The sequence below is a fragment of the Pseudomonas sp. TUM22785 genome, assembly GCF_028198105.1.
GTDB lineage: Bacteria > Pseudomonadota > Gammaproteobacteria > Pseudomonadales > Pseudomonadaceae > Metapseudomonas > Metapseudomonas solani.
The window spans coordinates 6,882,576-6,895,569 of record NZ_CP116239.1 but is presented as its reverse complement, the minus strand read 5'-3'; the positions used below and the strand labels follow the sequence as shown (position 1 = coordinate 6,895,569).

At 66.8% G+C, this 12,994-nt stretch carries 14 protein-coding genes; 1 reads left to right on the top strand and 13 read right to left on the bottom strand.

Features of this window, described 5'->3' with window-relative positions; all coding sequences use genetic code 11:
- Positions 1–29 precede the first annotated feature (29 nt).
- The 4 genes from PI990_RS30890 to PI990_RS30875 form a co-directional block, all read right to left on the bottom strand.
- Positions 30–791 carry a TerC family protein gene (locus PI990_RS30890; protein ID WP_021222311.1) on the bottom strand — a complete coding sequence of 254 codons (762 nt, stop codon included), beginning with the start codon at positions 789–791 and terminating at the stop codon, positions 30–32.
- A 106-nt stretch (positions 792–897) separates the two neighbouring features.
- Positions 898–2,205: a CitMHS family transporter gene (locus PI990_RS30885; protein WP_021222310.1), complete on the bottom strand. Its 1,308-nt coding sequence runs from the start codon at positions 2,203–2,205 to the stop codon at positions 898–900.
- Between the two features lie 269 nt (positions 2,206–2,474).
- A complete protein-coding gene (locus PI990_RS30880; protein WP_271659435.1) occupies positions 2,475–2,816 on the bottom strand; it encodes a DUF2388 domain-containing protein in 342 nt (113 codons plus the stop codon).
- A complete protein-coding gene (locus PI990_RS30875; protein ID WP_271661384.1) occupies positions 2,813–3,763 on the bottom strand; it encodes an AEC family transporter in 951 nt (316 codons plus the stop codon). The genes PI990_RS30880 and PI990_RS30875 overlap by 4 nt, the downstream gene beginning before the upstream one ends.
- Before the next feature lie 91 nt (positions 3,764–3,854).
- On the opposite strand from PI990_RS30875, the gene PI990_RS30870 reads away from it, so the two are divergent.
- The gene (locus PI990_RS30870; RefSeq protein WP_263403891.1) at positions 3,855–4,256 is read left to right on the top strand and encodes a GFA family protein; all 402 of its coding nucleotides are present in this window, start codon (positions 3,855–3,857) and stop codon (positions 4,254–4,256) included.
- 99 nt (positions 4,257–4,355) lie between these two features.
- On the opposite strand, the gene PI990_RS30865 is transcribed toward PI990_RS30870, so the two are convergent.
- The 9 genes from PI990_RS30865 to PI990_RS30825 form a co-directional block, all read right to left on the bottom strand.
- Positions 4,356–6,314: a DUF7844 domain-containing protein gene (locus PI990_RS30865; protein WP_271661383.1), complete on the bottom strand. Its 1,959-nt coding sequence runs from the start codon at positions 6,312–6,314 to the stop codon at positions 4,356–4,358.
- A gap of 20 nt (positions 6,315–6,334) precedes the next feature.
- Positions 6,335–6,655 (bottom strand): DUF2388 domain-containing protein, encoded by a 321-nt coding sequence (locus tag PI990_RS30860; protein WP_271659434.1) that lies wholly within the window; start codon positions 6,653–6,655, stop codon positions 6,335–6,337.
- Between the two features lie 183 nt (positions 6,656–6,838).
- Positions 6,839–7,156 carry a DUF2388 domain-containing protein gene (locus tag PI990_RS30855; RefSeq protein ID WP_271659433.1) on the bottom strand — a complete coding sequence of 106 codons (318 nt, stop codon included), beginning with the start codon at positions 7,154–7,156 and terminating at the stop codon, positions 6,839–6,841.
- Between the two features lie 125 nt (positions 7,157–7,281).
- Positions 7,282–7,491, bottom strand: coding sequence for a DUF1127 domain-containing protein (locus PI990_RS30850; RefSeq protein ID WP_021222303.1), 210 nt, complete (start codon positions 7,489–7,491; stop codon positions 7,282–7,284).
- Between the two features lie 252 nt (positions 7,492–7,743).
- Positions 7,744–7,956, bottom strand: coding sequence for a DUF1127 domain-containing protein (locus PI990_RS30845; protein ID WP_271659432.1), 213 nt, complete (start codon positions 7,954–7,956; stop codon positions 7,744–7,746).
- Positions 7,957–8,269: 313 nt separating this feature from the next.
- Positions 8,270–9,763, bottom strand: coding sequence for an acetyl-CoA hydrolase/transferase family protein (locus PI990_RS30840; RefSeq protein WP_271659431.1), 1,494 nt, complete (start codon positions 9,761–9,763; stop codon positions 8,270–8,272).
- Positions 9,764–10,037: 274 nt separating this feature from the next.
- Positions 10,038–11,474, bottom strand: a complete 1,437-nt coding sequence (locus PI990_RS30835) for an NAD(P)(+) transhydrogenase (Re/Si-specific) subunit beta (protein WP_271659430.1) — start codon at positions 11,472–11,474, stop codon at positions 10,038–10,040.
- A gap of 2 nt (positions 11,475–11,476) precedes the next feature.
- Entirely contained in the window at positions 11,477–11,791 is a 315-nt protein-coding gene (locus PI990_RS30830) for an NAD(P) transhydrogenase subunit alpha (protein ID WP_021217425.1), read from the bottom strand.
- A gap of 12 nt (positions 11,792–11,803) precedes the next feature.
- A complete protein-coding gene (locus PI990_RS30825; protein ID WP_021217424.1) occupies positions 11,804–12,925 on the bottom strand; it encodes a Re/Si-specific NAD(P)(+) transhydrogenase subunit alpha in 1,122 nt (373 codons plus the stop codon).
- Positions 12,926–12,994: the final 69 nt, after the last annotated feature.

Below are 12,994 nucleotides of genomic sequence, written 5' to 3'. Positions count from 1 at the left end.
TTCATTTCAGCTGGCGATGACGCCCGGGCTTATTCCCCGGGGATGTCCTTGCGCAGCTTGACCGGGTCTTCCTTGCGCTTGCGCGCGGTGCGCATGCGGATGTTCAGGGCTTCCACGGCCAGGGAGAAGGCCATGGCGAAGTAGACGTAGCCCTTCGGCACGTGGACTTCGAACGACTCGGCGATGAGCACGGTACCGACCACCACGAGGAACGACAGGGCCAGCATCTTCAGGCTCGGGTGCTTGTCGATGAAGTCGCTGATGGTGCCGGCGGCGGCCATCATCACCAGCACGGCGACGACGATGGCGGCGACCATCACCGGCACGTGGGAAACCATGCCCACGGCGGTGATCACCGAGTCCAGGGAGAACACGATGTCGATGATGGCGATCTGGATGATGGTGCCGATGAAGTTGCGCGCGGCGCCACCGGCCTGCGGCTGCTCGGTTTCATCCTCGCCTTCGAGGCTGTGGTACATCTCGGTGCTGCTCTTCCACAACAGGAACAGGCCACCGAAGAACAGGATCAGGTCGCGCCCCGAGATGCCCTGGTCGAAGACGTGGAACAGGTCGGCGGTGAGCCGCATGATCCAGGTGATCGACAGCAGCAGCAGGATGCGGGTGACCATCGCCAGCGCCAGGCCGAAGAAGCGGGTGCGTGCCTGCATGTGCGGCGGCATGCGGCCCACGAGGATGGCGATCATGATGATGTTGTCGATGCCCAGGACGATCTCCAGGGCAGTCAGGGTGAAGAAGGCGACCCAGATTTCCGGGCTGGTCAGCCATTCCATGATGCGGTTTCCTCGTGCGTTGCTGCGTTCAGGGGGTTGGAGCACGACGAAGCCGGAATCTGCGCGAGGGCATTTCCGGCTTCGGCGAGGGCGCGTCGCCTGCGGTTCAGTGTGTACCGAACAGCGGGAACACGCCGAGTAATAGTGCGGCGAGCAGGATACACAGACAGATCATCACCGCCCACTTCAATGTGAAGCGCTGGTGGTCGCCGAATTCGATCTTCGCCAGACCCACCAGCAGGTAGGTGGAGGGCACCAGCGGACTGAGCAGGTGCACCGGCTGGCCTACGATGGAGGCCCGCGCCATCTCCACCGGGCTGATGCCGTAATGGCCCGCCGCTTCGGTGAGAACCGGCAACACGCCGTAATAAAAAGCGTCGTTGGACATGAAGAAGGTGAAGGGCATGCTCACCAGCGCGGTGATCACCGCCATGTACGGCCCGAGGGACGGCGGGATCACCGCCAGCAGGCTCTTGGACATCGCCTCCACCATGCCGGTGCCGGAGAGGATGCCGGTGAAGATGCCCGCGGCGAAGATCAGCCCCACCACCGCCAGCACGTTGCCGGCATGGGCCGCGACGCGCTCCTTCTGCTGCTGCAGACAGGGGTAGTTGATGATCATGGCGATGCTGAAGGCGATCATGAACAGCACCGGCAGCGGCAGCAGGCCGGCGATCAGCGTCACCATCAGCGTGGCCGTCAGCGCCGCATTCACCCACAGCAGTTTCGGCCGGCGCGCTTCCGGGTACTGGGAAACGCTGATCTCGTCGTGGCTGATCTGTTCGTCCGGCAGTTGCAGCACGCCGAGGCGGGCCCGCTCACGCTTGCCATAGACCCAGGCCAGGGCGAACAGCGCTACGGCGCCGGCGACCATGGCCGGGATCATCGGCACGAAGATGTCCGACGGGTCCACGTGCAGGGCGCTGGCGGCACGGGCGGTGGGGCCGCCCCAGGGGGTCATGTTCATGATGCCGCCGGCGAGGATGATCAGCCCCGCCATGATCAGCGGGCTCATGCCCAGGCGGCTGTAGAGCGGCAGCAGGGCGGCCACGCAGATCATGTAGGTGGTGGCGCCGTCACCGTCGAGAGAGACGATCAGCGCCAGGGCGGCGGTGCCCACCGAGACCTTCAGCGGGTCGCCCTTGACCACCCGCAGGATGGCGCGCACGGCGGGGTCGAACAGCCCGGAGTCGATCATCAGGGCGAAGTAGAGGATGGCGAACATCAGCATCACGCCGGTGGGGGCGAGCTTGCCGATGCCCTCCAGCATCATCGGGCCGATGCCGGCCGCGAAGCCGCCGAGCAGGGCGAAGACGATGGGGACGATGATCAGCGCGATCAGCGCGGACAGGCGCTTGGTCATGATCAGGTACATGAAGGTCATGACCATGGCGAAGCCAAGGAAGGTCAGCATGGGAATCTCCGGACGAGGGGCGACGAGGGCGGGGCGGGTTCAGCGCGCGGGTCGGGTACGGAGAGGAGGCGGAACGAGGCCGTGAAGGCGGCAGGAGCGGAGCATGGCAATCACCCATCTTGTTGTTGTCGGGGTTGCCGGGCGGAGCGGATGCAGCGCCCGGCGGCCGGTCTTTGCCGGCAGTGGGGCGATGCTAAGGGGCGAAGCTTTCAGCCAGCTTTCGCAGCGAACGGGCGGTGAACGTGCGGCGAATTCCGGACGGGCGGCGCTCAGAGCGGTTGGGCGAGTATCGCCTCGGCCAATTCCTGGTCGCTGTACCGTGCCAGCTCCTCGCGCTGGCGCAGCACCTGCAGCGCGCTTTCCAGCTGGGCGCCACGGATGGCCCCGTCACTGGCGAGAAAGCTCGCCGCATCGTCGCGCACCAGCACCAACCGGGGCTCGCCGCCGCCCATGGAGCGCAGGCTGAAGGTGAGGGTGAAAAACGGCGACAGGGTGATGACCCCGGCGTACACGGCGCCCTGGACGAACGGGTTCTGTTCCTCAATTGGCGCAGCCAGGGCCGGCTGAAGCGCCAGGCAGGGCAGCAGCCCGTAACGCCAACGGGTGTTCATGCTGCCCTCTGCAGCAGGGCCAGTACGAGTACCAGAGTCGCTCCGGACAGCAGCGTCTGCAGCGTGATGATCCCCGCCATCAGGTGGCCGTCGCCGCCCAGCTGGCGGGTCAGCACGTAGGCGGTGGGGGCGGTGGGCAGGGCGAAGAACAGCACCAGGATGCTGCTCTCCATGGCCGGCAGGCCCAGCAGGCGCGCCACGGAGAAGGCCAGGGCGGGCATGGCCAGCAGGCGCACTGCGCAGTTCCAGCCCAGGGCCGGCAGCTCGCCGCTCAGCTCGCGGGGTTGCAGGGCCGCGCCGACGCAGAGCAGGCCCAGGGGCAGGCTGGCCACGGCGAACAGGTTGAGCAGGCGGTCGATGCCGCCACCCAGGCCGAAGCCGGCGAGGTTGTAAGCGGCGCCGGCGAGGCAGGCGAGGATCAGCGGGTTCCTGGCGATCGGCAGCAGCAGGCCCTTGAAGCTGACGCCGCGCTCGGCGGTGAGCGACCACACCGACAGCAGGTTCACCGTCGGCACCATCAGCGCCAGCATCAGCGCGGCGATGGCCAGGCCCTCCTTGCCGAACAGGCTGCCGATGGCCGCCAGCCCCAGGTAGGTGTTGAAGCGCAGCACGCCCTGGGTGATGGCGCCGAAGCGCGCCGCCGGCCAGCCCAGCACCCGCTTGGTCACTAGCAAGGCCGCCCAGGCAATGCCCAGGCCCAGCAGTACCGCCAGGGCCAGGCGCGGCAGTGCGGGGTTGTCCAGCGGCGCCGTGGCCAGGCTGCTGAACAGCAGGGCGGGGAAGAGGATGAAGTAGTTGAGGCGTTCGGCGGCAGGCCAGAAGGCATCGCCGGGGAAGCCCTCCAGGCGCAGCACGTAGCCGCCGACTATCAGGGCGAACAGGGGCCAGAGGGCCTCTAGCAATGGGATCACAGCGACGTCCGGTGGTCCGGTTGGAGAGGCGGCCATCTTGTGCAAGGCTGCGCTCGCGCGCAAGCCGACCATTGGCCGAGGTGGATTTCAGCGTCTAGGTTTTCTCACTGCACAGGAGGATGTACCCATGACCCAGGTCCATATGGGCGGCTGCCATTGTGGGCGGCTGCGCTACCGCTTCGACGCCCCGCTCACCGATATCGCCCACTGCCACTGCTCGGACTGCCGGCGCACCAGCGGCGGCATCGTCACCACCTGGATCACCGTGCCCCTGGCGTCCTTCACCTGGACCCGTGGCGAGCCGGCGGAATACCACTCCTCCCCCGGCTGTTCGCGGTACTTCTGCGGTGGCTGCGGTTGCCTGCTCGGCCTCTTCACCCAGCAGGCCCCGGACACCATGGATGTGACCACCGCGACGATGGACGACGTGGCCCAGGCCCTGCCGGACCGGCACATCTGGGTGCGCAGCCGCCTGCCCTGGCTGCACCTGGACCCGAGCCTGCCGGAAGAGCAGGAAGAGGCGCTCTGACCGAGCCATCAGCCATCTAGTAGGGCGGGTGAAACCCGCGAATATGCACGGGGTTGTCGGGTTGCACCCGACCTACGGCCTATCTGTAGGGCGAGGCCGTCAGGGCAATTCGATGCCGCCGGCGTCCTTGTGCAGCTGGCGCAGGTGGGCACTGAGCTGGTCGAGGTTGAGTTGCACGGCGTCCAGCTCGGCGAGGATGCGCGGGTCGATGAGCTGGTGCAGCTCTCGGTCGAGATCATCGGTGAGGCCACGCAGCTTCAGCTGGCGGCTGCTGCTCTCGGCTTCCAGGCGCTGCCATTCGCTGGTCTGGGGCAGGCCGTAGCCACCTTCGAGCATGTCCGCCGGGCGGCTGAGGAAGCCGCTGTTGGCGAGGATCTGCTCCAGGGTGCCGCCGGCCTTGGAGAACTCGGCGTTGCCGAGCGTCTCGCGGCTGTCGAGGTAGCGCCGCTTGAGCTCGTCCTGGGCCAGCAGCATCTGCTTGCGCATGGCGGCCTGCTCCAGCAGCAGCAGGGCGGCGCTGGCGCGCAGGTCGGCGTTGGCGATCCAGGGGCGGCGCTGGTCGCCGGGCAGGTCGAGCCAGGTTTCCACGTCGGCTTGCGGCAGCTTCAGGCGTTCACGGGCGATGCTGAACATGGCCTGGTAGCGGTCGCGGAAGGAGTCGAATCGGTAGCCCAGACGCAGGGCTTCCCTGGGGTCGCGCAGCGGCTCCGGGTCGGCTACGCCGCGCCCTTCCAGCAGGGCCAGCAGGCCGTTGGGCATGATGCTGTCGAGGTCGCTCAGGCGCGGGTCGTCGGTGCCGCTGCGTAGCAGCTTGAGGGTTTCCACCGCGCAATTGTTGGAGAGGAACCAGTAGTCGCCGTCGTAGCTCCAGTGCATCTCGGCGGCGCGCTCCACCAGTTGCTCCACCTGCTCGCGGTCGAGCTTGAGCGGCACCGAGGCGAGGCTGCGCATTTCCACCTTGGTGTATTCGTCGATCACCTGGGACAGCGGCAGCACGAACAGGCGCGAGGGGTAGGCGCCGGTGAGGCCGTCCCAGCTGGAAAGCTGCACGTCGCCGACGAAGGCGCGGTAGGACAGCACCAGGTGCTGGTCGAGGTCGAGGCGGCAGTCGGGTCCACGGGGCCGGCCGGGGGCGCAGATGACCAGGCGCAGCATGCTGTGGCCCCAGCGGCTGACCCAGTTGTCGTTGGCCTCGGCGAACAGGTAATCCACCTCATAGACCCGCTCGGGGTCGAGGCGGCCCAGGGGCTGGCGGCCGAAGTCGCGCCCGGCGTTGAGGTAGGCCAGGTCCTTGCCGCACTCGGCCTGCTGCGCCGGGGCCCAGCCGAAGTGCTGGCGCAGGTAGCGGTACAGCGCCGGGCGGCGGCAGGCGAAGGCGGGGTCGAGGAGGAAGTACTCCATGTTCACCGCGACGAATTCGCGCGGGTTGCTCAGTTCGTAGAGATCCGGGCTGCGCGCGGCCTGGTGGTTCTCCGCTTCGCGTGCGCCCCGGCGACCGACCTGTTGCGGCCAGCCGGCGAGGTCGAGCAGGCGCGGGTCGTCGCTGAGGCTGAAGCGGCGCGCCACCTGTCCCCGGCATTCGCCACGCTGGCCCACCAGGCCGGTGCTGCTGGCCGCCAGGCCGCAGCGGAACTGCTGGCTGCGCTCGGCCGCGGTGCGCCAGCGGGCGCGGTCATAGAGGTGGGTGAGTTCGTGGAGCACGGTGGCCAGCAGTTCGCGGCGCACGGTGCCGTGGGGGCGGTTGGTTTTCTCGGTGGCGGCGCTGCCATCGGCCAGGGCCGGCAGCAGGGCGCGGTTGAGGCCGAGGGCGTCGATACGGGTGGCGCGGCCGTAGGCGTTGTCGGGCAGGTCATCGGCCCAGGTGACCTCGACGCGGCGGTCGAGGCGCTGGATGAAGCTCGGCGGCAGGGCGGCGAGGGCTTCATCCAGCAACTGTTGGCTGGCCTGGCGCTGGGGCGCGCTCAGGCCGTCACTGTTCAGGTCCAGTTGCAGGTCGGCCCGAACTGTTGCGCTCGCCACTATCCCCGCGAGGCAAAGCCAGCGCAGGACAGTGGGCAGGCGTGCGCTCAAGTTGGCGATCAGAGGGCGAGGATGGCTTGGGCCAGGGCTTCGTCGCTGGCGTCGCGGGCCTCCGGCAGGCGCTCGCGCAGGGTGCTGAAGGCGGCTTCCAGCTGCACGCCACGGATGTTGCCGGAGCTGGCGACGAAACTGGCGGCGTCGTCACGGGCCTCGCGGACCACCTTCATGTCGCGGACCGAGGTGGTGGTGTCGGAGGTGAAGTCGATGCTGCGGCCGAAGGCGCGGACGATGATATTGCTGGTGGCAACCAGGGTCTGTGCCTGGACGGCGCCGGCAACGAGGGTGAGGGAGGTGGCGGCGGCAATCAGCGTGCGACGCATGGGGTCTCTCCGAAGGTGAAAACTGTACGGGTCATTGGACGAAAAACCCCGGGCGCAGTTCCAACCGAGCGAAGCGGCGCAGGGGGCTGCCGGGCCCGGGGCACGGCGGGCGCCAAGGCTAGCGGAATGCGGGGTTCAGGGCCAGGGGCCGGCAGGCGCAGGGCGCGCCTGCCGGGAGGGGCGTCACAGGGCGAGGATGGCTTCGGCCAGTTGCAGGTCGTTGGCCAGCAGCTGCGGCTGGGCGCTGCGGATGTGCACGAGGGCGGCTTCGAGGCGTGCGCCACGGATGTCGCCGGAGCTGGCGACGAAGCTGGCGGCGTCGTCGCGGGCGGCCAGCACGAGCTTGTCGTCACGCAGGGAGGACGTGACATCCGAGGTGGCATCCATGGTGGCGCCGACGGCACCGACGACGGCATCAGTGGTGACCACGAAGCTGGTGGCCGAGGCGCTGGTGGCCAGGGCCAGCAGGGTGGCCGCGCCAAGCAGGCGGGAAAGGGACATGGGGATAACTCCTGTACGGGACGAAGGGCACCGCACGCGCGGCGCCCCATGGCGTGAAGCCTAGCGAAGCGGCAGGGGCCCTTCCAGTACTGGCGAAAAGCCCCCGTGCCCGACGGCTTGCTTGCCTAGCGCCAGAAGGGCTTGTCCAGTTCCTGGCTGCGGTCGCACTCGCTGAGCCCGATATCCGCCAACTGTTGTGCGTTCAACTGTGCCAGTTGATGGCGGGTGCGCAGGTTGCGCTGCCACTCGGCGATGCGGGCGAACAGGCGGATGGCCAGCGGGGTGCGCTGCCGGGGGGAGTCGGCGGGGGCAGGGGAAACGAAGCTGCGTTCCATGGCGGTCTTCCTTCCCGCTCCAGGGCGGGTTCGGGTTATGGGAGACCATATTGGCGTGCGGGTGCGCCGCGCGGCAGAGACAGCAAGGCGCAATTGTATTGGGTCAGTGGTTGCGGGGCGGCAACTGTATCGGCCTTATTGCGTCGGGCTGTTCCGTTCGCTTTTCGCGGCCCTGAAAAAACGAAACCCGCCGGCAATACCTCTGCGGCGGGTTCTGTCAGGTGTTGCAGTGCGGCTGGCGCCGCTTCGGGCTTAGCGCCAGAAGGGCTTGTTCAGCTCCAGTTCGCGCTGCGCCTCGCTGATGCCGGCGTCGGCCAGCAGGCGGGAGTCGAGCATCGCGAGCTGATGGCGGCTGGAGATACGACGTTGCCACATCAGCAGGGTGGAGATGACGCGCAGCGGCCAGGAGGCTTTGACGGTCGATTCGGTGTTGAAGATCAGGTCGGAACTGAGGGTACGTTCCATGGTGGCGCTTCCTTCCCGCTTGTGGCGGGGCTAGAGGGGTTTGTCTGGTGCCTATTTTCTGTCCAGAACAAACGACCATGTAGTCACAGCTGATTGAAATTGTACGGGTAGTACTGAGCAAGCTAACTAACTGTGCTGGCAATATTTCGGTCAGCTGTAATGGTGTCCCGTTGAAACCCTCGGCAAATGACTGGAAACAGCAGTTTTAACTGCCGAAGTGAACTTCGGCAGGGTTTGTCAGCAGTACAGTTGGCTTTTCACCGCAAGCTGTTTTTTGACCTGTATGTCAGTAAAAAGCCTGCTGTACCGGTGCTCAGCTGGCGAGCATGCGCCCGGTTTCTTCCAGGTTGATGTGCCAGTCCATGGCTTCGCGCAGCAGGTGGGGTGTGTGGCCGCCCTTGGCGCAGGCGCGCTCGAAGTAGTCCCCCAGCGCGGCGCGGAAATCGGGGTGCACACAGTTGTCGATGATCACCCGGGCGCGCTCGCGGGGCGCCAGGCCGCGCAGGTCGGCCAGGCCCTGTTCGGTGACGAGGATGTCGACGTCGTGCTCGGTGTGGTCCACGTGGCTGACCATGGGCACCACGCTGGAGATGGCGCCGCCCTTGGCGATGGACTTGGTGACGAAGATCGCCAGGTGGGCGTTGCGGGCGAAGTCCCCCGAGCCGCCGATCCCGTTCATCATCTTCGTGCCGCCGACGTGGGTGGAGTTGACGTTGCCGTAGAGGTCGAACTCCAGGGCGGTGTTGATGCCGATGATGCCCAGGCGGCGCACCACTTCGGGGTGGTTGGAGATCTCCTGCGGGCGCAGCACGAGCTTGTCCTTGTAGCGCTCGAGGTTGCCGAAGACGTCGGCGTTGCGGCGCGCGGAGAGGGTGATGGAGCTGCCGGAGGCGAAGCTGAGCTTGCCGGCGTCGATCAGGTCGAAGGTGGAGTCCTGCAGCACCTCGGAGTACATGCTGAGGTCCTGGAAGGGTGAGTCGATCAGCCCGCACATCACGGCGTTGGCGATGCTGCCGATGCCGGCCTGCAGGGGCGCCAGGCTGTTGGACAGGCGCCCGGCCTCGACCTCGCGGCCGAAGAAGGCGATCAGGTGGTCGGCGATGGCCTGGGTTTCGGCATCCGGCGGCAGCACGGTGGAGAGCGAGTCGGGCTGCTCGGTGAAGACGATGGCGGCGATCTTCTCCGGCGGGATGGGGATGGCCGTGGCGCCGATGCGGTCGTCCACGCGGGTCAGCGGGATCGGCGTGCGGGTCGGCCGGTAGGTGGGGATATAGATGTCGTGTAGGCCTTCGAGGTTGGTGTCGTGGGCCAGGTTGATTTCGACGATCACCCGCTTGGCGAAGATGGCGAAGCTGGCCGAGTTGCCCACCGAGGTGGTGGGCACGATGTGGCCTTCCTCGGTGATGGCCACGGCTTCGATCACGGCGATGTCGGGCAGCTTGAGCTGGTGGTTGCGCAGCTGCTCGACGGTTTCCGACAGGTGCTGGTCGATGAACATGACGCTGCCGTCGTTGATCGCCTTGCGCAGGGTGCTGTCCACCTGGAAGGGCATGCGCCGGGCCAGCACCCCGGCTTCGGTGAGCTGCTTGTCGAGGTCGTTGCCCAGGCTCGCCCCGGTCATCAGGGTGATCTGCAGAGGCTGCTGCTTGGCGCGCTCGGCCAGTGCCCGTGGCACGGCCTTGGCTTCGCCGGCGCGGGTGAAGCCGCTCATGCCGATGGTCATGCCGTCTTCGATGAGGGACGCGGCATCGGCCGCACTCATTACCTTGCCCAGCAGCGAGGGCAGGCGTACGCGATCAGGGTGCATGGTGGAACCTCGGACAACGGGGGAGACGAGCCGCGCAGTCTAGGGGCTCCGAAGGCCGACGCCTTCTATACCAAGGTCGAAGAGCGGGGGTGGATAAGAGGACGCGAGCGGGGTGCGGCCATGGGTGGGAGCGAATTCATTCGCGATCCGGCGTGGCTCGGTGATGGGTTTCGCTTCGCTCTACCCATCCTACGGTGTGGCCCTGTGTTCCCTAGCCCCCATAAAAGAAAAACCCCGGCACGAGGCCGGGGTTTTCGGTGGAGCGAGGCAGGGGTCAGTCGACCGCCTTGACCATGTCTTCGATGACTTTCTTGGCGTCGCCGAAGACCATCATGGTCTTGTCGAGGTAGAACAGTTCGTTGTCCAGGCCGGCGTAGCCGCTGGCCATCGAGCGCTTGTTGACGATCACGGTCTTGGCTTTGTAGGCCTCGAGGATCGGCATGCCGGCGATCGGCGACTTCGGATCGTTCTTCGCAGCCGGGTTGACCACGTCGTTGGCGCCGAGCACCAGGACCACGTCGGCCTGGCCGAACTCGGAGTTGATGTCTTCCATCTCGAACACCTGCTCGTAAGGCACTTCGGCCTCGGCCAGCAGGACGTTCATGTGGCCCGGCATACGGCCGGCAACCGGGTGGATCGCGTACTTCACGGTCACGCCGCGGTGGGTCAGCTTCTCAGCCAGTTCCATCAGCGCGTGCTGGGCACGGGCCACCGCCAGGCCGTAGCCGGGGACGATGATGACGGTGTCGGCGTTGGTCAGCAGGAAGGCGGCGTCGTCGCTCGAACCCGATTTCACCGGGCGGGCTTCCTGGGCGCCAGCCGGGCCGACCGCTTCTGCCGCACCGCCGAAACCACCGAGGATGACGTTGAAGAACGAGCGGTTCATCGCCTTGCACATGATGTACGAGAGGATTGCACCGGACGAACCCACCAGCGAGCCGGCGATGATCAGCATCGAGTTGTTCAGCGAGAAGCCGATACCGGCCGCCGCCCAGCCCGAGTAGCTGTTGAGCATCGACACCACGACCGGCATGTCGGCACCGCCGATCGGGATGATGATCAGCACGCCGATGACGAAGGACAGGGCCACCAGCAGGGCGAAGGCACGGATGTCACCGGTGAGGGTGAAGTACAGGCCCAGGCCGATGATGGCCAGGCCGACCACCAGGTTGACCAGGTGCTGGCCCTTGAACTGGACCGGTGCGCCTTGGAACAGACGGAACTTGTACTTGCCCGAGAGCTTGCCGAAGGCGATCACCGAGCCGGAGAAGGTGATGGCGCCGATGGCTGCACCGAGGAACAGCTCCAGGCGGTTACCGGCCGGGATCGCATCACCCAGGGCGGCAACGATGCCCAGGGATTGCGGCTCGATGACGGCGGCGATGGCGATGAACACGGCGGCCAGGCCGATCATGCTGTGCATGAAGGCGACCAGCTCCGGCATCTTGGTCATTTCAACGCGCTTGGCCATGATCGAGCCGGCGGTGCCGCCGACCAGCAGGCCGACGATGACGTAGCCGATGCCCTGGGTGGCCAGCTCGGCGCCCAGCTTCCAGATCAGGCCGATGGTGGTGAGCACGGCGATGGCCATGCCGATCATGCCGAACAGGTTGCCGCGACGGGACGTGGTCGGGTGCGACAGGCCTTTGAGTGCCTGGATGAAGCACACCGAGGCGACGAGGTAGAGAACAGTGATCAGGTTCATGCTCATGGTCAGTGCTTCTCCGCCGACGCCTTGGGCGCTTTCTTCTTGAACATTTCCAGCATGCGTCGGGTGACCAGGAAGCCACCGAAGACGTTGACTGCGGCCAGGGCCACGGCCAGGGTGCCCATCGCCTTGCCCAGCGGGGTGACGGTGAGGGCGGCGGCCAGCATGGCGCCGACGATCACGATCGCCGAGATGGCGTTGGTCACGGCCATCAGCGGGGTGTGCAGGGCGGGGGTGACGTTCCAGACCACGTGGTAGCCGACGTAGATCGCCAGCACGAAGATGATCAGGTTGTAGATGCCGTCAGAAATCATATCCATGTCCGCTGCCCCTTAGCCGTTGGTGCGGACGACTTGCCCGTCGCGGCACATCAGGCACGCGGCGACGATGTCGTCTTCGAGGTTGACGTGGAACTGGCCGTCCTTGTCGAGGACCAGCTTGAGGAAGTCCAGCAGGTTGCGCGCATAGAGGGCCGAAGCGTCCGCCGGCACCAGGGCCGCGAGGTTGCTGTAGCCGACGATGGTGACGCCGTGCTTGACCACGACCTGCTCGGCCTCGGTCAGCGGGCAGTTGCCGCCTTGGGCCGCTGCCAGGTCGATGACCACGGAGCCCGGCTTCATTTCGGCGACGGTCGCTTCGTGCAGCAGGGTCGGTGCCTTGCGGCCCGGGATCAGTGCGGTGGTGATGACGATGTCGGCCTGCTTGGCGCGCTCGTGCACCGCCTTGGCCTGGCGCTCCATCCACGAAGCCGGCATCGGGCGGGCGTAACCGCCAACACCCTGGGCGCATTCGCGCTCTTCGTCGGTCTCGAAGGGAACGTCGACGAACTTGGCGCCGAGGGATTCGATCTGCTCTTTCACTGCGGGGCGTACGTCGGACGCCTCGATCACCGCACCCAGGCGCTTGGCCGTGGCGATGGCCTGCAGACCGGCGACGCCGGCACCGAGGATGAGGATGCGCGCGGCCTTAACGGTACCGGCGGCGGTCATCAGCATCGGCATGAAGCGCGGGTAGTGGTGCGCGGCCAGCAGCACGGACTTGTAGCCGGCGATGTTGGCCTGGGACGACAGCACATCGAGGCTCTGGGCGCGGGAGGTGCGCGGCGCCGCTTCGAGGGCGAAGGCGGTGATGCCGCGGGCATTCATGCGCGCGATGGTCTCGTTGCTGAACGGGTTGAGCATGCCGACCAGCACGGTGCCGGCCTTCATGAGGGCCAGTTCGGCGTCGGACGGGGCCACGACCTTCAGCACCAGGTCGGCTCCGAAGGCGGCGGCGTCGCTGCCAATGGTGGCGCCGACGGCTTCATAGGCCGCGTCGGTGATGCTGGCGCTGACGCCGGCACCGCTCTGGACGGTGACCTGATGGCCTTGGCCGATCAGTTTCTTGATGGTCTCGGGAGTCGCGGCTACCCGCGTTTCACCGGCCAGGGTTTCGAGAGGAACACCGATGTGCACGTAAATTCTCCTGCGTGATCGTTGTGATTGACCAGCGCACTACGTTGGCGCTCTGGCGGGGGCGGATCA